We start from the raw sequence: 26000 nt of genomic DNA, 5'->3' as shown, positions 1-26000 counted from the left end.
AATGGCGAGCTGAACGGTTCGCCGAGAGAGATGTGAGGACCAGCCATGGCAGATCCGGCCCGGGCGAGGAAGCTCGCCGAACGTATCCAGGTGATCGTCGCGAAGCGGCTCGAGCGCGGTCTCCGCGACCCGCGCCTCGGCTTCGTCACCATCACCGATGTCCAGGTGACCGGCGACCTGCAGCACGCCTCGGTGTTCTACACGGTCTACGGCACCGATGAGGAGCGCGCCGATTCGGCCGCGGCTCTCAAGGCCGCCACCGGCATGCTCCGCACCGAGGTGGGCAGGAACATCACGTCCCGGCTCACGCCGTCGCTCGAGTTCATCCTCGACGCGGTGCCCGAGAACGCGAAGCACATCGAGGACCTGCTCGCCGCCGCGCGCAGCCAGGACTCGCAGGTGCAGTCGCTCGCCGCTCAGGCGGACTACGCCGGCGAGGCCGACCCCTATGTGAAGCCCCGCGAGGACGACGAGGACTAGGCGCCGAGCCCGAACACCGCGGAGCCCGTGGCGACGTCGACCGATTCCAGGACGACGACGACACGGGCTCCCGGCTCGAGCGGGGCCGGGAGGTCGACGGTGATCTCCGGGTCGAGCAGCTGGACCGAGGAGCGGGTGCGCGCCGAGGAGACGACGATCCCGCTGAAGGAGGCTCCTTCGCGGCCGCGGAGGACGGCGGCCTCGACGATCGCGGTCGCCGCACGGGAGGCGGCTCCGGCCCGGCGGTCGCTCGCGGCGAGGAGCGGCGGGAGCAGGGGCAGCGCCTCGCGCAGCTGCGACGGGATCGTTCCGCCCCGGGACACCGCGAGGCAGACGGCGAGGCCGAACCGGTCGACCAGGCGCCGCAGGGGCGCGGTGACGTGCGCGTACGGCGCGGCGAGAGCCGCCTGCGCGGGATGCTCCGGCGGGGCGCCGTCGAAGGCGGTGTAGCCGGCGCCGCGGAACAGGGTCGCCGCGGCGTACATGATGGCGAGCTGGGCGGGGTCGTCGGTGTCGAGGCGGCGCAGGTAGGCGCCGTAGGCCTCCTCCTCGGGCCACGGGACGCCGAGCGCCGCGGCTCGGGAGCGGAAGGCCGCGACGGTGGCGGGGTCGGCCTCGGGCATGGTCCGGAGGATGCCCACCCCCGCGTCGAGCATCATCGTCGCCGCCGCCATACCGGTCAGCAGCGAGACCTGGGCGTTCCAGCCCTCGACGGCCAGGGGAGCGCGGCGCTCGACCCGGTAGCCGCCGTCGACGGCGACGATCTCCTCCTCGGGCAGCGTCAGGCTCGCTCCTCCACGCTCGGCCTCGCGCGCCAGGCGCTCGCGTCCGAACCAGGGGAGCAGGGCGAGGGAGGGGTGCGGATCGCCCGCGTCGACGCTGCGCTGCACGCCCTCGTAGTCGAGCCGGGCCACGCTGCGGACGAGCGCCCGCTCGAGGTGCACCGAGCGCGGCTCCGCCCGCTCGTCGAGGGTCAGCGTCCAGACCAGCGCTCGGCGCGTCTCGTCCGGCAGGAGCGACGCGGTCCCCTCGGAGAGGACCGCGGGGTGCAACGGGACGCGGCCGTCCGGGAGGTAGTAGGTCTGGCCGCGGCGGCGCGTCTCGGCGTCGAGCGCTCCGCCGGTGCGGACGACCGCGGGCACGTCCGCGATGGCGTAGCGGAGGACGACGCCCTCCGACGTGCGCTCCAGGTGGAGGGCCTGGTCCAGGTCGAGCGAGCCGGGCGGGTCGATCGTCACGAAGGGGAGGTCCGTCCGGTCGACGCGGTCCTCGTCGTCCGCTCCGGCGTCCGCGTGCTCGGCCTCGGCCAGCGCGGCCGGCGGGAACGGGCCGGGCAGGTCGTTCTCGACGCGGACCGCGGCGAGGGCGCGCTGGACGTCCTGGGCGAGGTCGACGTCGAGGGCGCGCTCGACGGCGGCGTCGGGGCGGGGGAGGCGGAGGCGGCGACCGGTCACGGCGCCGACCCTACCCGCCTCCTCCGACGCGGACGGCGGTCGACGGGCCCTCAGGAGCCGGGGAGGAGGTAGCCGTCCTCCGGGCCGCCCGTCGCCAGGCCGTCGGCGAGGAGCCCGGCCAGGGCGCGACCGCGCTGGTCGGCGTCCGGCCAGAGAGACTCCACCTCGGCCGCGGTGACCGGGCCGTGCGCGGCGCGCAGCTCGGCGAGGATGAGGCCGCGGACCTGGCGGTCCGAGCCCTCGAACCGCTTCTGCTTCGCCTTCACGGGCCCGGTGTGCTCGGGGTACCCCTCCGCCCGCCAGCGGCAGAGGTCGCGGATCGGGCACTCGTCGCAGCGCGGAGCGCGGGCGGTGCAGACGACCGCCCCCAGCTCCATCGCGCCCGCGTTGAAGGCCGCCGCCTCGGAGAGCGACTCGGGCAGCAGCGCCGACATCGCGGCGAGGTCGGCCCTCGCGCGGGGCGGGCCGGGCTCCGCCGCTCCGTCGACCGCGCGCGCGAGGACCCGGCGGACGTTGGTGTCGACCACGGGGTGCCGCCTCCCGTAGGCGAACACGGCGATGGCGCGGGCGGTGTAGTCGCCGATGCCGGGCAGCGCGAGGAGGGTCTCGACGTCGTCGGGGACCACGTCGCCGTGCTCCTCGGCGATCGCCACGGCGCAGGCGTGCAGGCGCAGGGCCCGCCGCGGGTAGCCCAGGGACTGCCAGGCGCGCACCGCCTCGCCGGGCGGGACGGCGGCGAGCGCGGAGGGTGTCGGCCAGCGCTCCAGCCACTCCGCCAGACGCGGGACGACGCGGACCACCGGGGTCTGCTGCAGCATGAACTCGCTGACGAGCGTGCCCCAGGCGGGGAAGCCCTCGCGGCGCCACGGCAGGTCGCGGGCGCTCGTGCGGAACCAGGCGGTGATCGCGTCGGCGAGAGGGTCGGAGGGCATCAGCCCACACTAGGCGGCGGCGCGTATCGTGGGCGGATGACCAGGTGGGCTCCGCAGAAGGCCGATGTGCTCGACGCTCTCGCGGCGGAGGTGCTGCACAACTACGGGCGCGGACGGGTCAAGGTCGGGATCGACGGCGACGACCCCGCGGTGAGCGCGGCGTTCGCGGTCGACCTCGCGGAGGCGCTCCGCCGGGCCGGCAAGGACGCGATCGTCGCGCACCTCGCCGACTTCCGACGTCCCCGCGCCGATCGGGACGACCCCGCCGTGCCCGACGAGCAGCGCTCCTACGCGGCCGGGTACGACTACGAGCTCCTGCGCCGCGTGCTGCTCGATCCGTTCACCCTCGGCGGCAGCACCGGGTTCGTGCTGGCGGGCTTCGACGCAGTGCGCGACGAGGCGCGGCAGGCGCGCTGGCGGACCGCCGGCCGCGACGCGGTGCTGCTCGTCGACGGCGAGTTCGTCCTCCGGCCGGAGCTGCGCGGAGCGTGGAGCACCAGCATCCGCCTCGACACGCAGGAGCCGCCGGTGGACGCGGCGTACCGCGCCACGACGGACCCGCGCCGGCTGGCGGGGATCCTCGTCGACGTCCGCGATCCGGAGCAGCCCCGGCGCCTCTTCGCCGACTCCTGCTGAGCCTCGGGACGGAGGCCGCCGCCGCGGGCGGCGTCCGTCCGACAGGGCCGCGGGCTCAGACCAGGGCGGCGCGGCGCACGACCTCCGCCGGCGGCACGAAGGCGCCCGCCCCCTCGACCTCGTGCACCAGGTCGACCAGCAGCTGGTTGACCGGTGCCTCGCGCCCGCCGCGGTGAGCGGTGCGGACCACGGCCCCGGCCAGGTGGTCGATCTCGCTCGGCACTCCGCGGCGGACGCTCTGCAGCGTCGACCCGGGGTTCGGCACCTCGCCCATCCGCGCGGCCATCCGGCGGGGGAGCAGCTCGACCAGGGGCAGGGGAGCGGCGGCCAGGGCGCGGACGGACGTGTTCGAGAGTCCCTGCAGCGAGCCGAAGCGGACGCCAGACGCGAAGCCCGTCCGGGCGGCCTCGCGCATCGACCGGGCGAGGACGCGCCGCAGCCCCGGATCGTCGATCGTCTCCTGGACCGAGAGCCCGGTGATCGCGGGCAGGGCGTTGACCTCGTTGATCAGCAGCTTCGTCCACTGCGCTCCGGTGAAGTCGTCGGTGACGGCGGTGGGGACCGCCTCGCCGAGCACGGCGGCGGCCCGTCGCACGTCGTCGTCGGCCGGGCGGCCGGGGACGCCGAGCGTGGTCGTGGCAGGAGCCGTGACGGTGACGCGGCCGGGTTCGAGGTGGCTCGCGGCGAAGAGGGCGAGAGCACCCACGAGCCGGGCGTCGCGCACCTGCCGGGCCGCCGCGGTGAGCCCGTCCAGTCCGTTCTGGACGACGACGACGAGGGTGCCGTCGACCGTGCGGCGGTTGGTGCGCAGCGCGTCCTCGGCGTCCTGCGCTTTCGTGCAGACGAAGGCGAGATCGGGCACCAGGTCGAGGGACTCGCCGCAGCGGACCCAGGCGGTGTGCTCGCCCCACGCCCCGTCGAGCCGGATCCCCGACCGGCGGATCGCGGTGAGGTGGTCGCCTCGGGCGGTGACCTCGACGTCGTGCCCGGCGCGGTCGAGAAGGGCGGCGATGGTGCCGCCGACGGCGCCTGCTCCGAGTACTGCGATCCTCATCCGGACAGCCTAGGACGGGCGGGCGAGGGCTCCGGCTCCACCCCGGGGGTACTCCCGATCCGTCCGTGTATCCTCGCACCCGTGCTCGAGACCCCCGCCCCGGCTCCGAACGGGATCCTCCTGCTGGACAAGCCCGGCGGCATCACCAGCCACGACCTCGTCTCGCGGACCCGCCGCCGCGCGGGGACCCGCAAGGTCGGCCATGCGGGGACGCTCGATCCGATGGCGACCGGGCTGATGATCCTCGGTCTCGGCCCCTCGACGCGCCTGCTCACCTACCTCGTCGGCCTCGACAAGCAGTACGAGGCGACGATCCGGCTGGGCTCCTCCACCACCACCGACGACCAGGAGGGCGAGGTGCTCGCCTCGGCGGAGCCCGCCCTCGTCGCGGCCCTCGCCCCGGAGTCGGTGTCCGACGCGATCGCGGCCCTCACCGGAGCGATCGAGCAGGTCCCGAGCACGGTCAGCGCGATCAAGGTGGACGGCCGCCGCGCCTACGCCCGCGCCCGCGACGGCGAGGAGGTCGTGCTCGCCTCCCGCCCCGTGACCGTCTCGGAGTTCGCCGTCCTGGCGAGCCGCCCGGTCGAGGGGTTCCTCGACCTGGACGTGCGCGTCACCTGCTCCTCCGGCACCTACATCCGCGCGCTCGCCCGCGACCTGGGCGCGTCCCTCGGAGTCGGCGGCCACCTGACCGCGCTGCGGCGCACCGCGGTCGGCCCCTTCTCCGTGGCCCAGGCCGGCGAGATCGACGAGCTCGACGTCCCCGCCGCGCTCCTGCCGCCGACGCTCGTGGCGGGCGAGCTGTTCCCCCTGCTGCGCCTCGACGCCCAGGAGGCGGGCGATCTCGCAAACGGCAAGCGCATCCCGGCCCCGGAGGCGGTGGCGGGCGCGAAGGGCCTCCTCGCCGCGGTCGGCCCGGGGGAGCGGCTGATCGGCCTCGCCGAGCGGCGCGGCACCCAGCTCAAGAGCGTCGTCAACTTCCCGACCGAGGACCTGCGGACGGCCGCCTCGTGATCGAGTGGTTCACGATCCTCCAGGTGGGGATCGCCGTCGCGGCCGGCCTGCTCTGCCTCGTGCTCGGGCTGCTCGCCCGCCGTCCCTCGGACGTCTCGGTCGGCGCGACGGCGATCGTCGAGCTGCTGCTGATCGTCCAGCTGGCGGTCGCGATCGTGTCGCCGCTGGTCGGCAACCGCCCGTCGGGGAGCCTGCCGGAGTACTACATCTACCTGATCTCGGCGCTGCTCCTGCCGCTCGCTGCCGGGTTCTGGGCGCTCATCGAGCGGAGCCGCTGGAGCACCGTGATCCTGGGCGTCGCCTGCCTCTCGATCGCGGTCATGGTCTACCGGATGCACCAGATCTGGTTCTTCCAGAGCGCCTGATCGGGCCCGCCACCGGGCCCGGCCCGGCGAGCGCCTAGCATGGACGTGCGATGTCGAAACCAGCCAGCGATGCGTCCGGACGGGCCGCTCACGACCCCTCAGTCCCCTCAGCCCCCGGGAGCGGAGAGCCGACCCGTTCCGCCCGCTCGCGCGGGATCGGCAGCCTCCTGGTCGTGGTCTACGGGATCCTCGCGCTCGCCGCGACGGGGCGCTCCGTCTTCCAGATCATCGACCGGTTCGACGAGGCGCCGCTGGCGTTCTCGCTCTCGGCGCTCTCGGCCGTCGTGTACATCGTCGCGACGGTCGCCCTGATCGTCCCGGGCCGCGCCTGGCAGCGGGTCGCGTGGGTGACGATCACCTTCGAGCTGGTGGGCGTGCTCGTGGTCGGCGCGCTCAGCCTCCTCGCTCCGCAGCTCCTCGGGCTCGCGAGCGCCGACCCGTTCGGGCGCCAGTCGACGGTGTGGGCGGCCTTCGGCGCCGGCTACCTGCTCATCCCGCTCGTCCTGCCCGTGCTCGGTCTCTGGTGGCTCCGCGTGCAGGGGCGGCGCACGGCCCGGGCGGCCGCCTGATGCGCGTCGAGACCCGCCCCGGCGACCTGGCCGGGATCGGACCCTCCGCCGTCACGATCGGCAAGTTCGACGGCGTCCACTCCGGGCATCGGGCCGTCATCGGCCGGCTGCACGAGCGGGCCCGCGAGCAGGGGCTCGCCGCCGTCGTCGTCACCTTCGACCGCAATCCGCTCAGCGTGATCGCGCCGGAGAAGTGCCCGCCCGTCCTGGTCGGCAACGAGCAGAAGCTCGAGCTCCTCGCCGGGACCGGCGTGGACGCGACGCTGCTGCTCACCTTCGACGAGGCGTTCCGGGCGCTCTCGCCCGAGCAGTTCGTCGAGCAGGTGCTGGTGGAGGCGCTCGAGGCCCGCGTGGTCCTCGTCGGCTCCGACTTCCGCTTCGGCGCCCGGGGAGCGGGCGACGTCGACCTGCTGCGCGTGCTCGGCGGGCAGCACGGATTCGAGGTGGAGCTGATCGACGACGTGCGGCCCGAGGACGGGCGCCGCGTCTCCTCCACCTGGATCCGCGAGCTGCTGGCCGAGGGCGACGTGGAGCACGCGACGCGCCTGCTCGGGCACGAGCCCGTCGTCCGCGGCGTGGTCGTGCACGGAGCGAAGCGCGGCCGCGAGCTGGGCTTCCCGACCGCGAACCTCTCGCCGCAGTCGCAGGGCCTGATCCCGGCCGACGGCGTCTACGCGGGCCGGCTCACCACCGACGGCGTCACGCATCCCGCCGCGATCTCGGTCGGCAGCAACCCCACCTTCGTCGGGGTGCCGCCCAAGCAGGTCGAGGCGTACGTGCTCGATCAGACGCTCGACACCCTCGACCTCTACGACCGCGTGGTCGACGTGGCGTTCGTCGGCCGGATCCGCGGCCAGGTCGCCTACGAGGGCGTCGAGCCCCTCATCCGCCAGATGAACCACGACGTGGTGCAGGTCCGCGAGGTCCTCGGCATCGACTGAGCGGGATGCCGGCCGCCGCCTAGCAGGGGCCGCGGGCCCGCACCAGCGGGAGAGGTCCCGGGGCCATCGGCGTACCGTGGCCGCATGAGCGAAACCCCCTCCGACTCGGCGCGCCCCCTCGCGCTCGTCACCGGCGCGACCGGCTACATCGGCGGCCGGCTGACGCCGCGCCTCCTCGAGGCGGGCTTCCGGGTGCGCGTCCTGGTGCGCGACCCGCGCAAGCTGGTCGACGTGCCGTGGGCGGAGGAGGTCGAGGTCGCCCAGGGCGATCTCGGCGATCCGGAGTCGCTGGAGGCCGCGGTCGAGGGCGTCGACGTCCTCTACTACCTCGTCCACTCGATGGGCTCGGGCAACGACCACGCCCACTTCGAGGAGGTCGAGAGCCGCGCCGCGCAGAACGTCGCCACGGCCGCGAGGTCGGCCGGCGTCGGCCGCATCGTCTACCTCGGCGGCCTGCACCCCGAGGGCCAGGAGCTCTCGAAGCACCTCCGCTCGCGCGCTGAGGTGGGCCGGATCCTGATGGAGTCGGGAGTGCCGACGATCGCCCTGCAGGCGGGCGTGATCATCGGCTCCGGGTCGACCTCGTTCGAGATGGTGCGCCACCTCACCGACGTGCTGCCGTACATGCCCGCGCCGCAGTGGGTGCGCAACTTCATCCAGCCGATCGCCGTGCGCGACGTGCTGCACTACCTGATCGGCTCCGCGTCGCTCGAGGACGCCACGCTCAACCGCACCTTCGACATCGGCGGGCCCGACGTGCTCCGCTACGGCCAGATGATGAACGGCTACGCGGTCGAGGCCGGGCTCCCGCAGCGGCCGATCGCGTCCCTGCCGGTGTTCACCCCGTGGCTGGCCTCGCAGTGGGTCAACCTGGTCACGCCGATCCCGCGCTCGCTCGCGGTGCCCATCATCGCCTCGCTGCAGTACGACTGCGTCGTGCACGAGCAGGACATCCGCGCGCTCATCCCCGATCCCGAGGGCGGGCTGACCTCCTACCGCCGCGCCGTCCGGCTCGCGCTGGGAAAGATGCAGGCGGGCGAGATCGAGACGAGCTGGCAGAACGCGGAGGTCGTCGGCGCTCCCAGCGATCCGCTGCCGAGCGACCCGGAGTGGGCCGGCCACACGGTCTACGTGGACCTCAAGGAGCGCCGCACCCAGGCCGACCCGGCCAAGCTCTGGCGCGTCATCGAGGGCATCGGCGGCACCAACGGCTGGTACTCCTTCCCGCTCGCATGGGTGATCCGCGGCTGGATGGACCGCCTCGTCGGGGGAGTGGGCCTGCAGCGCGGGCGCCGCGACTCCGCGCGCCTGCACGCCGGCGACGCCCTCGACTTCTGGCGCGTCGAGGAGATCGAGCGGCCGAAGCTCCTGCGCCTGCGCGCCGAGATGAAGGTGCCCGGCGGGGCCTGGCTCGAGATGCGCGCCGAGCCCTCCGGAGACGGCGGCTCGGTCTACACGCAGCGCGCGGTCTTCTTCCCGCAGGGCCTCGCGGGCAGGCTCTACTGGTTCGCGATCCTGCCCTTCCACGGCATCATCTTCAACGGCATGGCCAACCGCATCACGGCCACCGCGGCCGACCTGCCGGACTCCGGCGACGAGCGCTCCCCTGGCGGGCGCCGGGTGCAGCGGTGACAATGGAGGGGTCCGGCGGCGGCGAGGCCGCCCGGGACGCCGACGAGAGGAGCACGATGAGCGAACGGTCGAGTACGGACGCGGGGCGCGGACTCCAGCTGGGGAAGGTCCTCTTCATCGGGGACAGCATCATCCAGGCGGGAGCCTGGGGCGAGTGGCTGACGGAGTCGACGGTCGTCGACGAGGGAGTCGGAGGGGCCACCACGGCGGACGTCGTCGCGCGGCTCGCCGAGCTGGTCGCGCAGGAGCCGGACACGGTGGTGCTGCTGATCGGCACCAACGACCTCGCCTGGCACCGCACGACGGAGCACGTCGTGCGCAACATCGAGACGATCGTCGCGACGTTCCGGCGCGACCTCCCGGACGTGCGCATCCTGGTGACCTCGGTCCTGCCGCGCGGACACGAGTTCGCGCCGCAGATCCGCGAGATCAACCGCCACCTGTGGCAGTTCGCGCCCACGGCGCACGCGGGCTACCTCGACCTGTGGCCGGTGCTCGCGGGCGAGGACGGCGGGCTGCTCGAGCAGTACTCGCCGGACGGCCTGCACCTCAACGAGGACGGCTACCGCGCCTGGCGCGAGGCACTGGGCCCGGCGCTCGAGGCGGTCGTGCGGATGCCTCCGCGGACCCGCCCGATCACGCTGCCCTACGACGAGTTCGCGCGGCCGAAGACGGCCTAGCGCAGCACCGTGGAGGGGGAGTCGAACGCAGGGTCGGCTCCCCTTCCGTCATTCCGCGGCCAGGGCGGCCTCGAAGGCCGCGAGGGCGTCCGCGGAGAAGAGGACGAACCGGACCTCGTCGAGTGCGCCGTCCGCGGTCGCCTCGCGGACCGTCTCCACCGCGATGCGCGCCGCGTCGTCCATCGGCCAGCCGTAGACGCCCGCCGAGACGGCCGGGAAGGCGAGCGTCCGCGCACCGAGACCGACGGCGGTGCGCACCGACTCGCGGTAGGCCGAGGCGAGGACGGCGCTGCGGTCCTCCGACCGCGAGTGGACGGGACCGACGGTGTGCACGACCCAGCGGGCGGGGAGGCGGCCGGCGGTCGTGGCGACCGCGGAGCCGGCGGGGAGACCGTCCGGCAGCTCGGTCCCGCGGAGCCGGCGGCACTCGGCGAGGATCTTTGGTCCGCCCGCGCGGTGGATCGCGCCGTCGACGCCGCCGCCGCCGAGGAGCGACGAGTTCGCCGCGTTCACGATCGCGTCGACGTGCTCGCGGGTGAGGTCGCCGCGCACGGCTCTCAGGGTGGTCACGACTCCTCCTTAAGGCTTCGTCCGAGGGCAGCGATCGCCGCAGGTCCCACGCGGCAGCAGCCGCCGATCAGATCCGCTCCCGCCGCGCGCCAGGAGGCGACCAGCGCAGGGTCGAAGGCCGCGTCGCCTGCCCAGCGACGCTCGACGGCGTCCCACTCCTCGCCGCTGTTCGGGTACACGACGACCAGCTTGCCGGTGACGGAGCGGGCGATGCGGACCGCCTCGGCGACGTCGCCGGGCGGGCAGCAGTTCACTCCCACGCCGACGACCTCCTCGGAGGCGGCGGCGACGGCGAGCGCCTCGGCCAGGGGCTCGCCGGACGCGGTGCGGCCCGAACGACCGCTCACGCAGATCCAGGCGGGGACCGAGGAGCCCGCGAGGGCCTTCACGACGGCCCGCACCTCCCGCACCGACGGGATGGTCTCAACGGCGAGCAGGTCGGGCCCGGCCGCGGCCAGGGTCTCCAGGCGCGGGCGGTGCCAGGCGGCGAGCTCGCCGACGGTGAGGCCGTCGTCGCCGCGGTACTCGGAGCCGTCGCCGAGGCTCGCACCGAAAGGGCCGACGGAGGCGGCGACCCAGCCGCTCTGCGCGCGCCGGGCCAGGTCGACGCTCTCCCGGAGGGCGCGCTCCGCGAGGCCCGGGGCCAGGCCCGCGGCCGCGAATCCGCTCGCGGACACCTGGTAGCTCGCGGTCACCGCGACCCGGGCGCCCGCCTCGGCGAAGGCGCGGTGCGCGGCGACGACCCGGCCGGGCTCCTCCAGCAGGACCCGGGCGCTCCAGAGCGAGGAGTCCACCGCGGCGCCCTGCGCCTCCAGCTCCGTGCCCAGGCCCCCGTCGAGCAGCAGCGGGCGCACCCGCGCCGCGGCGACGAGGCCGGCGGTCACGAGCGGTTGTTGGAGAGCTCGAAGATCTTCACGAGCTCGGCGATCGCCGCCTCGCGGGCGTCTCCGCCCTCCTCGAACATCGCGGTGATGTGCGTGCGGAGGTGGTTCTCGACGATGAGCTTGTTGAGCGAGCCGAGCGACTTCTGGATCGCGAGGGACTGCGTGACGATGTCGACGCAGTAGTCCTCGTTCTCGATCATCCGCTCGAGGCCGCGCATCTGGCCGCCCAGGATCCGGGCACGGTGCAGCGAGCGCTTCTTGAGGTCCTCGATCACTCCTCCAGCCTACGCGCCGCAGGCGGTACCCGGGCGGGGTATGCGCGCCTACGATCGAGGGGTGAGCACCCGCAAGCCGTCCCGCGCGACCGCCGCCCGCTACCCCTCGCGCGACCGCGCCCGCATGGCGCTCGCGCCCGGGATCCTCGGCGCGATCGTGCTGCTGGCCGGGCTCGCCCTCGTCGGCTCCGACGCCTACGACTTCATCCGCTACCCGGTCGCGATCCTCGCGGCGGTCATCGGCTGGTTCGCGATCCAGGCGCGCGCACTCCTCTGGCTGATCGGGCTCGTCCCGGTGCTCGTGCTGTGGAACCCGGTGCTGCCGTTCGCCTTCCCGGACGCGATCTGGTCCTCGCTGAGCCTCGCCGCGGTCGGCGTCTTCGTGGCGGCGGGCCTCGTCATCCGCGTCCCGACTCCGGAATGACGACGAGCGCGACCGTCCGCGCGGCGGAGCGCCGACCGGACCGCCCCGAGGAGTAGACTGGCGGCGCACCCGCACGCCGGGGATGCTGCGACCGGGTCCCAGACCCGTTGCTCGGAGCTCCCGACGGCCACCGGATGCACCGACGCCCGACGCCTCTCCGGAGGCGATCCGGCGGATGCACGGCGACGGCAGCGCGCGGGAACCCCTCCTCCGCCCCCCGTCACACATCGAGGAGGAGCATGGCTCGCAGCGGCCAGCGTCAGTCCGGTCAGACGCGACGAGCGTCGAACGCCGCCGGGAGCCGACCCCGATCGCGCTCGCGCGGCGTGGACAACGCGGGGATCATCCCGATCCTCGCCCGCCGCGTCCGCGAGGTGGAGGCGAAGGCCCAGACCGGCAAGGTCGGACCGACCAACCGGACGAAGTTCCTGGTGATCGCCCTCCTGATGCGCGAGGAGCGCAAGCGGGTCAAGGTCGATCCCTCGCTCAGCGACGCGCAGCGCGCCGAGGAGATGAAGCGCCTCGACGGCATCGCCACGATCCTGGCCAAGACGGCCGCCCGCGACACCAGCCTGATCGCGCTGCTCGAATCGGAGGCCGGCGTCACGGCGGCCGCGCAGAAGCTCCGCCGCGACTGGCTGCTCGAGGCGGGCGCGGAGCTCAGCCCCGACGAGCTGCTCATCGTGACCGAGCCGGAGCCCAAGCCCGAGGTGCCGGTCAACCAGGTCGTGCCGCAGTCGGTGCGCGCCCGGCAGCTGGCGAACCCCTTCCTCCCGCCGGACTTCTCGATCGCCGAGGCCTCCGCTCCGGCGCCGCGTCGCAGGCTCGACGACTGGGAGCTGCTCGGGCCGCTCTTCAAGGCGTTCGAGTACGGAGCGGGCGGACGGGCCGCGAGCATGGAGCTCCCGGAGCCGCCGAAGCTCGACCGGGTCTCGCCGCGCGGCCGCGAGCTGATGCCGCACCAGGCGCGCTTCATCGAGAGCGCCCGCGAGGGGCACCGCAGCTTCCTGCTCGCCGACGAGCCGGGTCTGGGCAAGACCGCGCAGAGCCTCCTCGCCGCCTCGGTGGTCGGGGCGTACCCGCTGCTCGCGGTGGTGCCGAACGTGGTCAAGATGAACTGGGCGCGCGAGGTGGAGCACTGGACGCCGCAGCGGCGCGCCACGGTGATCCACGGAGACGGCGGCACGCTCGACGCGTTCGCCGACGTCGTCATCGTCAACTACGACATCCTCGACCGGCACATCGGCTGGCTCGGGAGCCTGGGCTTCCGCGGCATGGTCGTCGACGAGGCGCACTTCATCAAGAACCTCCGCTCGCAGCGCTCGCAGAGCGTGCTCGCGCTGGCGTCGAGGATCCGCGAGACCACTCCGGGGCACGATCCGCTGATGATCGCGCTGACCGGCACCCCGCTGATCAACGACGTCGACGACTTCCGCGCCATCTGGCGCTTCCTCGGCTGGATCGACGAGACCAAGCCGGGACCGGAGCTGATGGGCCGCCTCGAGGAGACGGGCCTCACCCCCGCCGACACGGGCTTCTACCCGGAGGCGCGCGAGGCCGTGATCGACCTCGGCATCGTCCGGCGCAAGAAGATCGACGTCGCCGCCGACCTGCCGTCGAAGCGGATCGTCGATCTGCCCGTCGAGCTGGACGACGACCTCGGCCGCTCCATCCAGAAGGCCGAGCGCGAGCTCGGCGCCCGCATGCTGCAGCGCTTCAGGGCGGTCACCTCCTCGATCACGCACGAGCTCGACGACGACGAGCGCGAGCGGTTCATCCGCATCGTGGCGCAGAGCGAGCTCGAGGAGTCGAAGTCGGCCAAGACCGGCGAGAACGTCTTCACCATGGTGCGCCGGATCGGCCAGGCCAAGGCGGCGCTGGCCGCCGACTACGCCTCGCAGCTGGCCCGCTCGGTGGGCAAGGTCGTCTTCTTCGCGAAGCACATCGACGTGATGGACCAGGCGGAGGACACGTTCGAGAAGCGCGAGCTCACGTCCGTCTCGATTCGGGGAGACCAGACCGCGGCGTTCCGCCAGACGCAGATCGATGCCTTCAACGAGGACCCCGACGTCTCGGTCGCCGTCTGCTCGCTCACCGCGGCGGGAGTCGGCGTGAACCTGCAGGCGTCGTCCAACGTGGTGCTCGCCGAGCTGTCGTGGACGTCGGCCGAGCAGACGCAGGCGATCGACCGCGTGCACCGCATCGGCCAGGAGGAGCCGGTGACGGCGTGGCGGATCATCGCGGCGCACACGATCGACGCGAAGATCGCCGAGCTCATCGACGCCAAGGCCGGTCTCGCCGCCCGCGCGCTCGACGGCGCGGACGCCGAGACGGTCTCGGCCGACACGGTGCAGCTGGACGCCCTCATGCACGTCCTGCGCGAGGCGATCGGCTGAGCGCACCCGACCGGGCCGGCTGAGAGCTCAGCCGGTCCGGGCGAGCGGTGCGGCGAAGAAGTCCTTCTCGAACGAACTCGACCGCAGGAACGCGTCCCTCATCGCGGCGCGCTGCCTCGGTGAGGCGTCGCGGGCGGCCTGCTCCGTGAACTCGATCGCCCGCTCGGTGGCCGCCGCGAAGACCGGGTCGCCGTAGGTGAGCAGCCAGTCCGCGTAGGGGTGCTCGGGGTGCCCGGAGGCGGCGAGGCGCGACCCGACGTCGGCGTAGAGCCAGAAGCAGGGGAGCAGGGCGGCGACGATCTCGCCGTAGCCGCCCCGCGCGGCGACCGCGAGCAGGTGGTCGGTGTAGCCGCGGGTGACGGGCGCGGGAGCCGCGTCCCTGGTCCCGAGCCGGTCGCGGTGCAGCTGCGCCTCCGCCGCGAGGGCGGACGCCGAGCCCTCGGCCCAGAAGACCTGCTCGGCGGTGGTCGGCGCGCGCTGCGCCGCCACGGCCAGGACGCGGGCGTACTCGGTGAGGTAGAGAGCGTCCTGCTCGAGGTACCACTCGAAGTCCTCCCGCCCGAGGGAGCCGTCGCCGAGGGCCCGCACGAACGGGAGCGCGTCGATCTCGTCGCGGAGGGTCCGGGTCCGCTCCCAGACGTCCGCGCAGAACTCCGGAGGACGTTGCCGGTGGAAGTGGTCGATCGGGCCGTTGCCGGTGCCGACCTCCAGGGCGTCGGCGGCGCGCAGGGCGCCGGTCAGCCACTCCTTGGCCTCCGTCAGCGCCTCGACCAGGGCGTCGGCGGAGGCGTCGCGCCCGGCCAGGAGCGTCGCCATCGCGGACGAGAGCGAGCACCCGGTGCCGTGCGTGTTCGAGGTGGCGACGCGCTCGCCGGGGACCTCGCGCACGAGGCCGTCGGGGGTGACGATCGCGTCCGGGGTGGCGGGGCCGTCGAGGTGGCCGCCCTTCACCAGCACGGCGGCGTCGAGGGCGCGGGCGAGTGCCGCTCCCTGCGCGAGCGCGGCCGGCCAGTCGGAGGCGGTCGGCTCTCCGGCCAGCACGCCCAGCTCGGGGAGGTTCGGCGTCACCAGGTCGGCGCGGCGGAGCAGGTCGCGCACGGCGTCCTCGGCTTCGGGAGCGAGCAGCCGGTGACCGCTGGTCGCGACCATCACCGGATCCACGACCACGACGGGCGGGCGGACCTCGTCGAGCCACTCGGCGACGACTCCGGCGTACTCGGCCGTGGCGAGCATCCCGATCTTCACCGCGTCGATCGTGACGTCGTCGCTCACCGCGTCGAGCTGCTCGCGGAGGAACGCGGCGGGCGGCAGGTGCACGGAGCGGACCCCGTGCGTGTTCTGCGCGACGAGCGCGGTGACGACCGCCATGCCGTAGCCGCCGAGCGCGCCGATCGACTTGAGGTCGGCCTGGACGCCGGCACCGCCGGTCGGATCGGTGCCGGCGATGCTGAGGACACGGGGGACGCGGGCGCCGGTGGTCACCGGTCCCACTCCGCTCGGATCAGGCGGGCGGCCGCTGCTGGGTCGGCGGCCGTGCAGAGCGCCGACACGACCGCGAGCCCGGCCGCACCGGCGAGGCGGAGTGGCCCCGCGTCCGCGGCTCCGACTCCGCCGATGGCGACGCAGGGCAGCGCCGTGGCCGCGGCGAGGGCGGCGAACCCGTCGACACCGAGGGGAGCGGGGTGGTCGGGCTTGGTCGCGGTGGGCCGGATGACGCCGACGCCGAGGTAGTCGACCGTCCCCGCGGGCAGGGCGCGGACGGCGGCGAGGTGCTCGGGGGTGTTCGCGGTGAGCCCGATCACCGCGTCGGGTCCGAGCAGCGAGCGGGCGGCGGTGACGGGGAGGTCGGACTGCCCGAGGTGGACGCCGTGGACGCGGGCGCCCGCGAGGCGGGCGGCGAGGGCGACGTCGACGCGGTCGTCGACCAGCAGGGTCGTGCGCTCGTCGAGGACGGCGGCGACGGCCCGGGTCAGGGCGACGAGCTCGGCGGCGGAGGCGTCGTGATCGCGGATCTGCACGGTCGTGACTCCGCCCCGGACGGCGGCGGCGACCACGGCGGGCACGCCGCGCGGACCGCACTGAGCGGTGTCCGTGACGAGGTGGAGCGAGAGGTCGAGGCTCATGCGATCCGCGCCCCGGCCTCGGCGTCGGCCGGCTGGAGGGCAGCGAGGGCGTCGAGGAGGCCGACGGCGAAGGACCCGGGACCGCTGCTCGCTACGGCGGCCCGCTCGGCGGCGAGGCCCCAGACCGCGGAAGCGCTGACGGCCGCGTCGAGCGGGCGGGCGCCCGCGCCGAGGAACGCCGCCATCACGGCGCCGAGCGCGCAGCCGCCGCCGGTCACGCGGGTCAGCAGCGGGTGGCCGCCCGTGACCCGGACGACCCGCTCGCCGTCGGTGACGAGGTCGACCGCTCCCGAGACGGCGACCACGCCTCCGGTGCGGCGGGCGAGGACGCGGGCGGAGTCGAGCGCCTGCTCGGCGGTGTCGACGGCGTCCACGCCGCGGCCGCCCGCACCGGCTCCCGCGAGGGCGAGGATCTCGGAGGCGTTGCCGCGGATGATCGCGGGCCGCGCCTCGAGCAGCTCCACCGCCAGAGCGGTGCGGACGGGCAGCGGGCCCACGGCGACCGGATCGAGCACCCACGGGGTGTCGGCGCGTCCGGCCGCGGCGACCGCCTCGCGAGCACCCTCGCGCTGCTCCGCTCCGGGCGTGCCGAGGTTGACGAGCACGGCCGAGGCGAGGCCCGCGAAGACGCCCGCCTCGCCGGGCAGGTCGCACATCGCCGGGCTGGCGCCGAGGGCCAGGAGGCTGTTGGCGGTGAAGCCGGTGACGACCGCGTTCGTGATGCACTGCACCAGGGGCCCGGCGGCGCGGAGCTCGGCGAGATCGCGACCCACGGACGCCGGGTCGGGCGCCGTGTCGGCGGGGAGGGTCGGGTGGACAGGCGTGCGAATGCTCATTCGCGACATCCCTTCGCTAGTACGAACTAGATCAGGTTCAACGGGTCTTCTCTCAGCCCTGGCGGGCACCCCGTGTCACTGCGCACGACCCTAGCAGCGGGCGCGGGCGCGCTCGCTGCTGCAGTGCGAGAGGAGCCAGCGGGACGTCGTCGCCCCTTCGCCCGGGAGCGGCCGCTCAGCCGGTGAGGATCGTCGAGTCGCCGCGCGGCCCCACCGCGACGCGGAGGCCGATCGGCAGCCGCTCGCGCATCGCGTCGACATGGCTGATCAGGCCGATCGTCCGACCGCCCGACCGCAGCTCGTCGAGCGTGCTGAGCGCCGTCTCGAGCGTCTCGGCATCGAGCGAGCCGAAGCCCTCGTCGATGAACATGGTCTCGAGCGAGATGCCGCCGGACTGCGCCGTCACCACGTCGGCGAGGCCGAGGGCGAGGGCGAGCGAGGCGAGGAACGTCTCGCCGCCGGAGAGCGAGGCGGGCTGCCGGCGGACGCCGGTGAAGGCGTCGAGCACGTCGATCCCGAGGCCGGAGGCGGCGCCGCGGTAGGCGAGCGAGTCGTCGTGGGCGAGCGCGTAGCGGCCGCTGGTCATCGCGTCGAGGCGGAGGTTCGCCGCGGTCACGATCTCCTCCAGACGTCCGGCGAGGGCGAAGGCCTCGAGGTCCATCCGGCGCGTGTTCTGCCCCCGGCCGGAGACGGTCTCGGCCAGCGCGCGCAGCTCCTCGTGGCGGCGGAGGCGCTCACCCAGCACCGCGAGGCGGCCCGCGGCCGTCGCGGCGAGCTCGGCCAGGCGCTCCGAGCGGTGCTCGAGCACGGAGAGGCCGGCTCGCGCCTCGTCGCGACGGGCGGAGGCCTCGCGCGAGCGCCCCTCGGCGTCGGCGAGGTCGACGGCCGTGCCCGGCAGTCCGCGGAGCTCCGGGTCGGCGAGCACCGCCTCCGTCGCGCTCCGCCGTCGCTCGTGCTCGGCGACGACGGCCTCGGCCCGCGCCCGGTCCCCGCTGGCCAGCGCGGCCGACTCGGCCTCCTCGGCGGTCGTGAAGCCGCGCTCGGCGAGGACCTCGGCGAGCTCCTCCCGGGCGGCGGCGGCGGCCTCGGACCGCGAGACGGCCGCCTCCTCGGCTTCGACCAGGGCGACGGCACGACGGCGCTGGGCGTTCAGCTGCTCGACGCGCGAGGCGACGCTCGTCGCGCCGTCGCGGAAGGCCTCGACGCGCTCCCGCAGCAGCCGCAGCGCTTCAGCGGCGAGGGCGGACTCGTCGGCGCGGGCGCGGTGCTCCTCGCGAGCGGCGTCCCGCCCGGTCGTGAGAGCGTCGATCCGGGTGCGCAGCCGGATGCGCTCGCGCCGCAGCTCCTCCATGCGGGCGGCGGCGCGGCGCGCCGAGGCGAGCCGCTCCTCGTGCGCCGGGCGGAGCGACTCCGGATCCGCGTCCTCGCCCACACGCTCCTCGAGCGCCGCGAGAGCCCGAGCCGCGGCTCCCTCGCGCTCGCGGGCGCCGTCGAGGGCGGCGGCGGCGCGCTCCACCGCGACGCGGGCCCGGTCGAGGTCGTCGGTGCCGACCGTCGTCGGGCCGTCGTGCTCGGCCGGGCGGGGGTGCTCGCACGAGCCGCAGACGGGGCAGGGCTCGCCCGGCTCCAGCCGCTCGGCGAGCTCCCCGGCGAACCCGGCGAACCGGCGCGCGATCAGGGCGGCCTGCTCCGTGGCGCGCTCGCCGTGGACGCGCGCCGCGTCGGCGTAGGCCGTGCCGAGCCGCTGCAGACCCGCCGCAGTGAGATCGCGCTCGAGGGCCGCGGCGATCCTCCGCTCGAGCGCGGCGAGCTCGTCGACGCGCGTGGGGACAGCGGCGGCCTCCCCGGCCAGGGACTCCTCCTCGGCGGCGAGCGCGTCGACGTGGGCGGGCAGCTCGCGCAGCTCCGCCTCGATCCCCGCGAGCGCGGTCGCCGCCGCCTGCTCGGCGCGTGCGGACCGCTCGGTGACGCGCTCCGCGTCGGGGAGCCGGCGCTCCTCTGCCAGCGCCTCGGCGAGGGCGCCGAGGACAGCGGCGAGCCGTTCGGCCGTCTCGGCGGCCGGGCCCCCGGACGCGTCCCCGTAGGCGTCGGCGGCGAGGTCGCGCTGCTGCCGGGCGGCCCGCTCCTTCTCGGCGGCTGCCCGGGCGGAGCGGAGCAGCGGCAGCACGCCGTCGGCCCGGCGCGCGCGCTCGATCGCGGCCCGCTGCTGCTCGACGTGCGACTCGGCGACCACGAGCTCCTCCGCCTCGATGAGGGCGCGCCGGCGCCGCTCCTGGCCCCGTGCGATGCGCCGTGCCTCGTCGAGAGCGGTGCCCGCGGCCTCGTGCGCCGCGTCGGCCGCGGCGGAGCCGGCCCGGGCCGCCTCGAGCGGAGCGGCGAGCCGCGCCGGCAGCCCGGCGAACCAGGCGGCGTCCGGCAGGGGCGGCTCGGCTCCGTCATCGAGGAGCCGGACGGCCTCGTCCGCGAGCGCCGTCACGGCCGCGCGCTCCTCCTCGAGCCCGACGGCGCTCGCGTCGCGCTGCTCGAGCAGGCGGCGGCGGAGCAGATCGAAGCGCTCGGTCGCGAAGAGCGTGCGCAGGAGCCGCTGCCGGTCGTCGTTCTTCGCGAGCAGGAACTCGTGGAAGCGGTTCTGCGCCAGCAGGATCACCTGGAGGAACTGGTCCTTCGTCAGGCCGACGATCCGGCCGATGTCGGCGCCCACCTCCTTCGCGCTCGACGAGAGCCCGACCCAGGTGCCGTCGACCTGCTCCAGCAGCTCGACCTTCGCCGGCTGGGTCGTGGTGCCGGTGCCGCGCCGTTTCGGCCGCTCGTACTCGGGCGAGCGCCGGACGCGGTAGACGCGCCCCGCCGCCTCGAAGTCGAGCTCGGCGAAGGTCTCGTCCTCGGGGCCGCTGTGGTCGCTCCGCAGGCGCGAGGCGGTGCCGTCGAAGCGGGGGACCGAGCCGTAGAGCGCGAACGCGATCGCGTCGAGGATCGTCGACTTGCCCGCTCCGGTGCGCCCGGCGATGAGGTATACGCCCACGTCCTCGAGCCGGTCGAAGTCGACGCACTGCTCGGCGCGGAACGGTCCGAGTCCGGCGAAGGCGAGTCGGTGGATCCTCACCGCAGAGCCTCGGCCTCGACGGCCGCGAGCGCGTCGAGGGTGAGGGCGCGCTCGGTCTCCGTGGCGCCGTGACCGCCGCGGACGTGGGCGAGGAAGTCGTCGACGACCTCCACGTCGCTCCGCCCGCGGATCCGCTCGGCGTACGCGCGCGGCTCGGCCGCGGCGTGCGGGGGTCGGTGCTCGAGCGTGGCGCAGCCGGGGAAGCGCGACTGCAGGCGCGCCATCGCTTCGAGCGGGCGCACGGGATCGGTGAGCACCGCCGAGACCCAGTCGCCCTCCACCTCGGCCAGGGAGGGATCGCGCAGCAGCTGCTGGAGCTCGCCCTCGATCACGCTGAGCCTCCTCGGCACGGGGAGCGGCGACCACTCGACGCCCTCGAGCCCCTCGGGCCCGATCGTCACCAGCCAGGCGCCGCGCGGCTTCGACGCCTCGCCGAACGAGTAGTGCAGCGGCGCTCCGGAGTAGCGCACTCCCGGCAGCAGCTCGGCGCGTCCGTGGATGTGCCCGAGCGCCGCGTAGTCGGCCGCGGCGAAGTGCTCGACCGAGACGTAGTCGAGCCCGCCCGCCGTGATGTCGCGCTCGAGGACCGCGGCCGGGGCTCCGACCGCGAAGCAGTGCGCGAGCACGACCCAGGGACGGCCCGCCGCCTCGGCGGCGACGCGCACCCGCGCCATCGCGAAGGCGAGCACGTCCTCGTGGCGGCGCAGCTGCTCCTCCGGGTGCCGGTGGCGGTAGAGGGCGGGCTCGAGGAAGGGGATGCCGTGGACGCCGACCTCGAGCCCGGACGCGTCGCGCAGCACGACCGGCTCGGCGTACGCCTCGGGGTCGGTGAGGACGTGGACGCCCGCTCCGCGAAGGAGCCCCGCCTGGAAGCCGAGCCGGGCGGGGGAGTCGTGGTTGCCGCTGGTGAGGACGACCTCGGCGCCGGCCGCGCGGATCGCCTCGAGGGTGCGGGTGAGGAGGGTGTAGTGCTCCGCGGCGGGCACGGCGGAGTCGAAGACGTCGCCGGCGATCAGCACCGCGTCCACGCGCTCGGCCCGCACCGTCTCGACCAGGGCCTCGAGCACGGTCGCGAGCGCCGCCGTCGTGGAGTGCCCGTGGAAGGAGCGGCCGATGTGCCAGTCCGAGGTGTGCAGCAGCTTCACGGTCGTCCTTCCTCTGCGTCGTCCGGGGGAGCGACTCCAGGCTAGTGAGGCCCTCCGACACCGGCGGCGCAGCGGACACCTCCCGTTCACCGGGAGGTGCACAATAGGGCGTCGGTCGAGCAGAGGAGATGGTCGTGAAGCTGCCCCGCGTCCCCGCGACGATCCTGGGTCTGGGCTCGCGCACCCGCGCCGCCGCCGAGGACACCGCTCCCATCCAGCGTCTGCGCCCGGACGACGAGCCGGCCCGCACCAGCACGGTCGACAACGCGATCTACCAGGACGGCCGCCGGGTCGTCTCACCCGGCAGCATCCCGGAGGCGCTCGCCGCCCTGCAGAAGCTGCCCGACGCGATGGCGTGGATCGGGCTGTACCGGCCGAACGCGGCCGAGCTCGCCGCGCTCGAGGACGAGTTCTCGATGCACCCGCTCGCCCTCGAGGACGCGATCAGCGCGCACCAGAGGCCCAAGCTCGAGCGGTACGGCAGCGACATGTTCGTGGTGCTGCGCGCCGCCAGCTACTCCGACCAGCGCGAGGAGGTCGACTTCGGCGAGCTCCACCTGTTCGTGGGGTCGAACTTCGTCGTCACGGTCCGCCACTCCGAGAAGCCCGACCTCTCGCTGGTGCGGCGGCGGATGGAGGCCGATCCGGAGCTGCTGCGCGTCGGCCCGGTCGCCGTGCTGTACGCGATCCTCGACGCCGTCGTGGATCAGTACTCGCCCGTCGTCGCCGGTCTCGAGAACGACATCGACGAGATCGAGGCGCAGGTCTTCGAGGGCGACCCGGCGGTGTCCCGACGCATCTACGAGCTCAGCCAGGAGGTGCTGGACTTCCAGCGTGCGGTCGCTCCGCTGACCGGCATGCTCGGGCGGCTCGTCACCGACTTCGAGGTGTTCCAGTCGGATGTGGAGCTGCGCCGCTACATCCGCGACGTCGCCGACCACGTCGCGCTCGTCACCGAGCGGGTCGACGGCTTCCGCACCACGCTGCGGGAGATCCTGGCGGTGAACGCGACCCTCGTCGCCCAGCGCCAGAACGAGGACATGAAGAAGCTCGCGGAGGTGGGCAACCAGCAGAACGACGAGGTCAAGCGGATCTCCGCGTGGGCGGCCATCTTCTTCGCGCCGACCATGATCTCGAGCATCTACGGCATGAACTTCGACGTGATGCCCGAGCTGCACGTGGCGTGGGGGTACCCGGCGGCGCTCGCGGCGATGCTCGCCTCGAGCGTGGTGCTGCACCGGCTCTTCAAGCGGTGGGGCTGGCTCTGAGCCCGCGTCCCGCGACGTGTCAACACCGTGACGGTCCCGGAGGCTCCGCGTAGCGTCGATCGCGGGCCGTCCGGCCCCTGAACGGAGGGACTCCCGATGACTCCGGAGGACACGACCACGACGGCCCCGCGGCCCCGCTCCCTCTGGCGGGCGGGCGCGGCTCCGATCCCCTCCGACGAGTTCGTCCCGGGCGCGCACTACGACGACGTCGTGGTCGGCGCCGGACTCACCGGGCTGGTCACCGCGCTCCTCCTGCAGCGGACCGGCCGGCGCGTGCTGGTGCTGGAGGCGCGGGAGGTCGGCGCGGTCACGACCGGGAACACGACGGCGAAGCTCAGCCTCCTGCAGGGAGCGCACCTCTCCCGGATCGCGGAGCGCAACATCCCCGCGGTGACCGAGGCCTACGTCGCGGCGAACCTCGCGGGCTTCCGCTGGCTGCTCGACTACTGCGAGGGCGCGGGCGTGCCGGTGCAGAGGCGCACCGCCTACAGCTACGCGCAGACGCCCGAGGGCGTGGACGCCGTCCTGAAGGAGCACGCGACCGCGCGCCGCTTCGGCCTCGCGACCCGCCTCGTCGGCGAGCTCGACGTGCCGTTCCCCAGCACGGCGGCCGTCGCCCTCGACGACCAGGCCCAGTTCGACCCGATGGACGTCCTCACGGCGCTCGCCGCCGACTTCCGCGCCGCCGGGGGCACCCTGGTGCAGGGCGTCCGGGCCCTCGGGATGCGAGCGACCGCTCCCGTCCGGGTCCGCACCAGCGCGGGCCCGGTGACCGGGGACCGGGCCTACCTGCTCACGGGGACGCCGATCCTCGACCGCGGCCTGTACTTCGCCAAGATCGCCGCGCTGCGCTCGTACGCGGTCGCGTTCCGCACCGACGTGCCGATCCCCGACGGCATGTACCTCTCGGTCGACGAGCCGTCCCGCTCGGTGCGCGACGCCGAGCGCGACGGCGAGCGGCTCCTCCTGATCGGCGGCAACGGCCACCCCGTGGGGCGCAGGCCCGTCACCTCGGAGGCGGTGGACGACCTGGTCGCCTGGACGCGGCGGTCCTTCCCGGGGGCGGAGCCGGTCGCGCAGTGGAGCGCCCAGGACTACGAGCCGTTCCACCGTGTGCCGTTCGTGGGCTGGCTGCCGCGGGGCCGCGGACGGATCTTCCTGGCGACCGGCTACGACAAGTGGGGGATGACCAACGCGGTGCAGGCCGCGATGACGCTCGTCGCCGACCTCGAGGGCGGGACGCCGGCCTGGGCGAGGACGCTGCACCGCCGGCCCACGCTGCCGCGGGTGATGGCGGAGGGGCTCGGCGCCGGGCTGGCGGTGGGCGCCTGGTACGCCCGCGGCTGGTCGGCAGCGCTCCGCGCGCCCCGCTCGGCCGGGGTGGTGCCGGCGGAGGGCCAGGGCTCGCTCGCCCGCGACGGCCTGCAGCCCGTCGCGGTCTCCACCGTGGAGGGGAGGCGCTGCGCGGTGTCGGCGGTGTGCCCGCACCTGGGCGGGATCGTCACCTGGAACGACTCGGAGCGCAGCTGGGACTGTCCGCTGCACGGCTCCCGCTTCGCAGCCGACGGGACGGTGCTGGAGGGGCCGGCGGTCGAGCCGCTCGCCCCGCTGGGCTAGGCCGGCCGCCGGCTCCGCGGAGCCGAGCCGACGGCCGGCCCCGCAGAGCAGGCGGCTCAGTCCTCGTCCGCTCCGGGCTCCGCGACCTCGTCGCCGTCCGCGCCCGAGGCGTCGCCGGTCGTGTGCAGATCGGTGTCGCCCGGGATGCTGAAGTCGCTCAGCGGGTCCAGGGGCTTCTTGTCGTCGGTGTCGTCGCTCATGCCTGCCACCCTACGAGCGTCCGGCGAGGCGCTGCACCGCGGCGACCGGGATCGACAGCCACTCCGGCCGGTTGCGCGCCTCGTAGATCGCCTCGTAGACGGCCTTGTCGAGCTCGAACGCGTCGAGCACCGCCCGGTGCGCGGTGACCGCGTCGCCCGCCTGCTCGGCGTAGCCCTCGAGGAACGCGGCACGGCTCGCCGCCGCCCACGCCGCCCTCGAGGCGCCCGGCTCGGCCTGCTCGTGCGCACCCGCCGCGTAGTCGAAGGAGCGCAGCATCCCCGCCACGTCGCGGAGCGCCACGTCGGGAAGACGGCGCTCGTGCATGGGCCGCAGCGGCTCGCCCTCGAAGTCGAGGAGCACCCAGCCGCGATCGGGCACGGACAGGACCTGCCCGAGGTGGTAGTCGCCGTGGATGCGCTGGAGCCTCGGCCACGGCGCGGTCTCGGCGGCGCGGAACACGGCCTCGATCGCCTCCGAGTCCTCGGCGATCACGGGGACCTCGGCCGAGGCGATGCGCAGGCGACGGCGCATGGCCGCGACCATCCGCTCGACGACCTCGGACGTGGTGTCCTCGGTCGGCATGACCTCCGCCAGCGTCGCGTGCACCTCGGCGGTGGCGCGGCCCAGCTCGCGGGCGGGTCCGGTGAAGTCGGAGTCGGCGGCGACCGCCTCGAGGGCGACGCGCCACGCGTCCTGGACCCCGGGGAGGAACTCCTGCGCGAAGGCGAGGTGCCCGAAGGCGCGGCCCGTCTCCTCGCCCTCGTCGTCCCACTCGCCGGTCACGTTGCCGATCACGGGCGGGACGAGGGCGCTCCCGGCGGCGTTGAGCGCCGACTGCACCGTCACGTCCGGGTTGTCGCCGTGGTGGAGGGCGCGGAAGACCTTGACGATCACCGGGGTCGCGTCGGATCCGTCGTCGGCGGTGGTGCGGACGATCACCGAGGTGTTCGACTGCTCGCCGCTGAGCACCTTCGAGGACGCGAACGCCCCGATCGCGGCACCCGGCTGCCGGTGGCCCTCGGCGCGGGCGCCGCCCTGGGCGCCGTCCTCGTCGGAGCGGCCGCCGTCGGCGATCATGCCGAGCAGGGCGCGGGCGAACACCGGGTCCCGTGGAGCGTCGTACACGAAGTGCGAGTCGTCGGAGTAGACGAGGGCGTCCTCGAGCCCGGGCACCGGAGCCGCGTGGACGGTCACCGGGACCTGATACAGCACCGGGCTCGTGCCTGCCCGGTCGATGAAGAGGTGGTCCACCACCTCCGCCTCGCCGGGGTGCAGCGACCAGGCGCCGCGGACCTCCAGCTCGGGGCGCCGCCCCTTGCTCGCGTACCACCTCTGGTCCGCCACCCATGCGGCGATGCGGTCGATCGACAGGCCTGCGCTCATGCTCTTCCCTCCGTCGGC

Annotated in this window: 25 protein-coding genes and 1 riboswitch; of the genes, 12 read left to right on the top strand and 13 right to left on the bottom strand. The window is 74.6% G+C overall.

Annotated elements, in window-relative coordinates; translation table 11 throughout:
• Positions 1–45 precede the first annotated feature (45 nt).
• Positions 46–480 carry a 30S ribosome-binding factor RbfA gene (rbfA, locus tag C5C54_RS00505; RefSeq protein ID WP_104223052.1) on the top strand — a complete coding sequence of 145 codons (435 nt, stop codon included), beginning with the start codon at positions 46–48 and terminating at the stop codon, positions 478–480.
• Here rbfA and C5C54_RS00500 read toward each other — a convergent pair.
• Together C5C54_RS00500 and C5C54_RS00495 are read right to left on the bottom strand one after the other, a co-directional pair.
• Entirely contained in the window at positions 477–1934 is a 1458-nt protein-coding gene (locus C5C54_RS00500) for a ribonuclease catalytic domain-containing protein (protein WP_104287584.1), read from the bottom strand. The two genes, rbfA and C5C54_RS00500, sit on opposite strands and share 4 nt — an antisense overlap.
• 50 nt (positions 1935–1984) lie before the next feature.
• The gene (locus C5C54_RS00495; protein ID WP_104246569.1) at positions 1985–2866 is read right to left on the bottom strand and encodes an A/G-specific adenine glycosylase; all 882 of its coding nucleotides are present in this window, start codon (positions 2864–2866) and stop codon (positions 1985–1987) included.
• A 36-nt stretch (positions 2867–2902) separates the two neighbouring features.
• Between C5C54_RS00495 and C5C54_RS00490 the strand changes: the two genes are divergently transcribed.
• The gene (locus C5C54_RS00490; protein ID WP_146078760.1) at positions 2903–3502 is read left to right on the top strand and encodes a hypothetical protein; all 600 of its coding nucleotides are present in this window, start codon (positions 2903–2905) and stop codon (positions 3500–3502) included.
• 55 nt (positions 3503–3557) lie between these two features.
• Here C5C54_RS00490 and C5C54_RS00485 read toward each other — a convergent pair whose 3' ends face one another.
• The gene (locus C5C54_RS00485) at positions 3558–4556 is read right to left on the bottom strand and encodes a ketopantoate reductase family protein (RefSeq protein ID WP_104260222.1); all 999 of its coding nucleotides are present in this window, start codon (positions 4554–4556) and stop codon (positions 3558–3560) included.
• Between the two features lie 81 nt (positions 4557–4637).
• Between C5C54_RS00485 and truB the strand changes: the two genes are divergently transcribed.
• From truB to C5C54_RS00455, 6 genes are all read left to right on the top strand, one after another.
• A complete protein-coding gene (gene truB, locus C5C54_RS00480) occupies positions 4638–5570 on the top strand; it encodes a tRNA pseudouridine(55) synthase TruB (protein ID WP_104223057.1) in 933 nt (310 codons plus the stop codon).
• A complete protein-coding gene (locus C5C54_RS00475; protein ID WP_104223058.1) occupies positions 5567–5935 on the top strand; it encodes a hypothetical protein in 369 nt (122 codons plus the stop codon). Before truB ends, C5C54_RS00475 begins: the two co-directional genes overlap by 4 nt.
• Before the next feature lie 50 nt (positions 5936–5985).
• Positions 5986–6504 carry a hypothetical protein gene (locus C5C54_RS00470; RefSeq protein WP_244229447.1) on the top strand — a complete coding sequence of 173 codons (519 nt, stop codon included), beginning with the start codon at positions 5986–5988 and terminating at the stop codon, positions 6502–6504.
• Positions 6504–7445, top strand: a complete 942-nt coding sequence (locus tag C5C54_RS00465) for a bifunctional riboflavin kinase/FAD synthetase (protein WP_104225670.1) — start codon at positions 6504–6506, stop codon at positions 7443–7445. Before C5C54_RS00470 ends, C5C54_RS00465 begins: the two co-directional genes overlap by 1 nt.
• Positions 7446–7529: 84 nt before the next feature.
• Positions 7530–9077, top strand: coding sequence for an SDR family oxidoreductase (locus C5C54_RS00460; protein WP_104233790.1), 1548 nt, complete (start codon positions 7530–7532; stop codon positions 9075–9077).
• Between the two features lie 56 nt (positions 9078–9133).
• A complete protein-coding gene (locus tag C5C54_RS00455; protein WP_104225671.1) occupies positions 9134–9757 on the top strand; it encodes a GDSL-type esterase/lipase family protein in 624 nt (207 codons plus the stop codon).
• Positions 9758–9805: 48 nt separating this feature from the next.
• Here C5C54_RS00455 and C5C54_RS00450 read toward each other — a convergent pair whose 3' ends face one another.
• From C5C54_RS00450 to C5C54_RS00440, 3 genes are read right to left on the bottom strand one after another with little or no spacing between them, the layout of a single operon-like run.
• Entirely contained in the window at positions 9806–10327 is a 522-nt protein-coding gene (locus C5C54_RS00450) for an O-acetyl-ADP-ribose deacetylase (RefSeq protein ID WP_104287582.1), read from the bottom strand.
• A complete protein-coding gene (gene mmuM, locus C5C54_RS00445; protein WP_104287581.1) occupies positions 10324–11211 on the bottom strand; it encodes a homocysteine S-methyltransferase in 888 nt (295 codons plus the stop codon). Before mmuM ends, C5C54_RS00450 begins: the two co-directional genes overlap by 4 nt.
• Entirely contained in the window at positions 11208–11486 is a 279-nt protein-coding gene (locus C5C54_RS00440) for a metal-sensitive transcriptional regulator (protein WP_104223062.1), read from the bottom strand. Before C5C54_RS00440 ends, mmuM begins: the two co-directional genes overlap by 4 nt.
• Before the next feature lie 61 nt (positions 11487–11547).
• Between C5C54_RS00440 and C5C54_RS00435 the strand changes: the two genes are divergently transcribed.
• Together C5C54_RS00435 and C5C54_RS00430 are read left to right on the top strand one after the other, a co-directional pair.
• Entirely contained in the window at positions 11548–11910 is a 363-nt protein-coding gene (locus C5C54_RS00435) for a DUF6804 family protein (RefSeq protein WP_244229446.1), read from the top strand.
• 239 nt (positions 11911–12149) lie between these two features.
• Positions 12150–14306, top strand: a complete 2157-nt coding sequence (locus C5C54_RS00430; protein WP_104287580.1) for a DEAD/DEAH box helicase — start codon at positions 12150–12152, stop codon at positions 14304–14306.
• Positions 14307–14333: 27 nt separating this feature from the next.
• On the opposite strand, the gene thiD is transcribed toward C5C54_RS00430, so the two are convergent.
• From thiD to C5C54_RS00405, 5 genes are all read right to left on the bottom strand, one after another.
• The gene (gene thiD, locus C5C54_RS00425) at positions 14334–15788 is read right to left on the bottom strand and encodes a bifunctional hydroxymethylpyrimidine kinase/phosphomethylpyrimidine kinase (protein WP_104287669.1); all 1455 of its coding nucleotides are present in this window, start codon (positions 15786–15788) and stop codon (positions 14334–14336) included.
• Positions 15785–16429, bottom strand: a complete 645-nt coding sequence (gene thiE, locus C5C54_RS00420) for a thiamine phosphate synthase (protein WP_104237880.1) — start codon at positions 16427–16429, stop codon at positions 15785–15787. The genes thiD and thiE overlap by 4 nt, the downstream gene beginning before the upstream one ends.
• Positions 16426–17265 carry a hydroxyethylthiazole kinase gene (gene thiM / locus C5C54_RS00415; RefSeq protein WP_104287579.1) on the bottom strand — a complete coding sequence of 280 codons (840 nt, stop codon included), beginning with the start codon at positions 17263–17265 and terminating at the stop codon, positions 16426–16428. The genes thiE and thiM overlap by 4 nt, the downstream gene beginning before the upstream one ends.
• Positions 17257–17348: riboswitch (TPP riboswitch) on the bottom strand. Its footprint overlaps the gene before it by 9 nt.
• A 92-nt stretch (positions 17349–17440) precedes the next feature.
• The gene (locus C5C54_RS00410) at positions 17441–20368 is read right to left on the bottom strand and encodes an AAA family ATPase (protein WP_104287578.1); all 2928 of its coding nucleotides are present in this window, start codon (positions 20366–20368) and stop codon (positions 17441–17443) included.
• A complete protein-coding gene (locus C5C54_RS00405) occupies positions 20365–21513 on the bottom strand; it encodes an exonuclease SbcCD subunit D (RefSeq protein WP_104287577.1) in 1149 nt (382 codons plus the stop codon). The genes C5C54_RS00410 and C5C54_RS00405 overlap by 4 nt, the downstream gene beginning before the upstream one ends.
• A gap of 128 nt (positions 21514–21641) precedes the next feature.
• On the opposite strand from C5C54_RS00405, the gene C5C54_RS00400 reads away from it, so the two are divergent.
• Positions 21642–22781 (top strand): magnesium and cobalt transport protein CorA, encoded by a 1140-nt coding sequence (locus C5C54_RS00400; RefSeq protein WP_104223070.1) that lies wholly within the window; start codon positions 21642–21644, stop codon positions 22779–22781.
• Positions 22782–22877: 96 nt separating this feature from the next.
• A complete protein-coding gene (locus tag C5C54_RS00395) occupies positions 22878–24398 on the top strand; it encodes an FAD-dependent oxidoreductase (RefSeq protein ID WP_104287576.1) in 1521 nt (506 codons plus the stop codon).
• A gap of 56 nt (positions 24399–24454) precedes the next feature.
• On the opposite strand, the gene C5C54_RS17795 is transcribed toward C5C54_RS00395, so the two are convergent.
• Together C5C54_RS17795 and C5C54_RS00390 are read right to left on the bottom strand one after the other, a co-directional pair.
• Positions 24455–24598: a hypothetical protein gene (locus tag C5C54_RS17795; protein ID WP_159914626.1), complete on the bottom strand. Its 144-nt coding sequence runs from the start codon at positions 24596–24598 to the stop codon at positions 24455–24457.
• A gap of 10 nt (positions 24599–24608) precedes the next feature.
• A complete protein-coding gene (locus tag C5C54_RS00390) occupies positions 24609–25982 on the bottom strand; it encodes a phosphotransferase (RefSeq protein WP_104287575.1) in 1374 nt (457 codons plus the stop codon).
• Positions 25983–26000: the final 18 nt, after the last annotated feature.

The sequence above is a fragment of the Rathayibacter sp. AY1F2 genome (assembly GCF_002930885.1).
GTDB lineage: Bacteria > Actinomycetota > Actinomycetes > Actinomycetales > Microbacteriaceae > Rathayibacter.
Note: the sequence above shows the minus strand (reverse complement) of the source record. Positions and strands in the feature narration are given on the sequence as shown.

Bases quoted from the DNA above. Each gene is read 5' to 3' on its own strand.
- C5C54_RS00495 (WP_104246569.1), bottom strand. From the start codon at position 2,866: ATGCCCTCCGACCCTCTCGCCGACGCGATCACCGCCTGGTTCCGCACG.
- rbfA (WP_104223052.1), top strand. From the start codon at position 46: ATGGCAGATCCGGCCCGGGCGAGGAAGCTCGCCGAACGTATCCAGGTG.
- C5C54_RS00390 (WP_104287575.1), bottom strand. From the start codon at position 25,982: ATGAGCGCAGGCCTGTCGATCGACCGCATCGCCGCATGGGTGGCGGAC.
- C5C54_RS00470 (WP_244229447.1), top strand. From the start codon at position 5,986: ATGTCGAAACCAGCCAGCGATGCGTCCGGACGGGCCGCTCACGACCCC.
- thiM (WP_104287579.1), bottom strand. From the start codon at position 17,265: ATGAGCATTCGCACGCCTGTCCACCCGACCCTCCCCGCCGACACGGCG.
- C5C54_RS00400 (WP_104223070.1), top strand. From the start codon at position 21,642: ATGGTCGTGAAGCTGCCCCGCGTCCCCGCGACGATCCTGGGTCTGGGC.
- C5C54_RS00465 (WP_104225670.1), top strand. From the start codon at position 6,504: ATGCGCGTCGAGACCCGCCCCGGCGACCTGGCCGGGATCGGACCCTCC.
- C5C54_RS17795 (WP_159914626.1), bottom strand. From the start codon at position 24,598: ATGAGCGACGACACCGACGACAAGAAGCCCCTGGACCCGCTGAGCGAC.
- C5C54_RS00490 (WP_146078760.1), top strand. From the start codon at position 2,903: ATGACCAGGTGGGCTCCGCAGAAGGCCGATGTGCTCGACGCTCTCGCG.
- C5C54_RS00395 (WP_104287576.1), top strand. From the start codon at position 22,878: ATGACTCCGGAGGACACGACCACGACGGCCCCGCGGCCCCGCTCCCTC.
- thiE (WP_104237880.1), bottom strand. From the start codon at position 16,429: ATGAGCCTCGACCTCTCGCTCCACCTCGTCACGGACACCGCTCAGTGC.
- C5C54_RS00430 (WP_104287580.1), top strand. From the start codon at position 12,150: ATGGCTCGCAGCGGCCAGCGTCAGTCCGGTCAGACGCGACGAGCGTCG.
- C5C54_RS00485 (WP_104260222.1), bottom strand. From the start codon at position 4,556: ATGAGGATCGCAGTACTCGGAGCAGGCGCCGTCGGCGGCACCATCGCC.
- C5C54_RS00455 (WP_104225671.1), top strand. From the start codon at position 9,134: ATGAGCGAACGGTCGAGTACGGACGCGGGGCGCGGACTCCAGCTGGGG.
- C5C54_RS00460 (WP_104233790.1), top strand. From the start codon at position 7,530: ATGAGCGAAACCCCCTCCGACTCGGCGCGCCCCCTCGCGCTCGTCACC.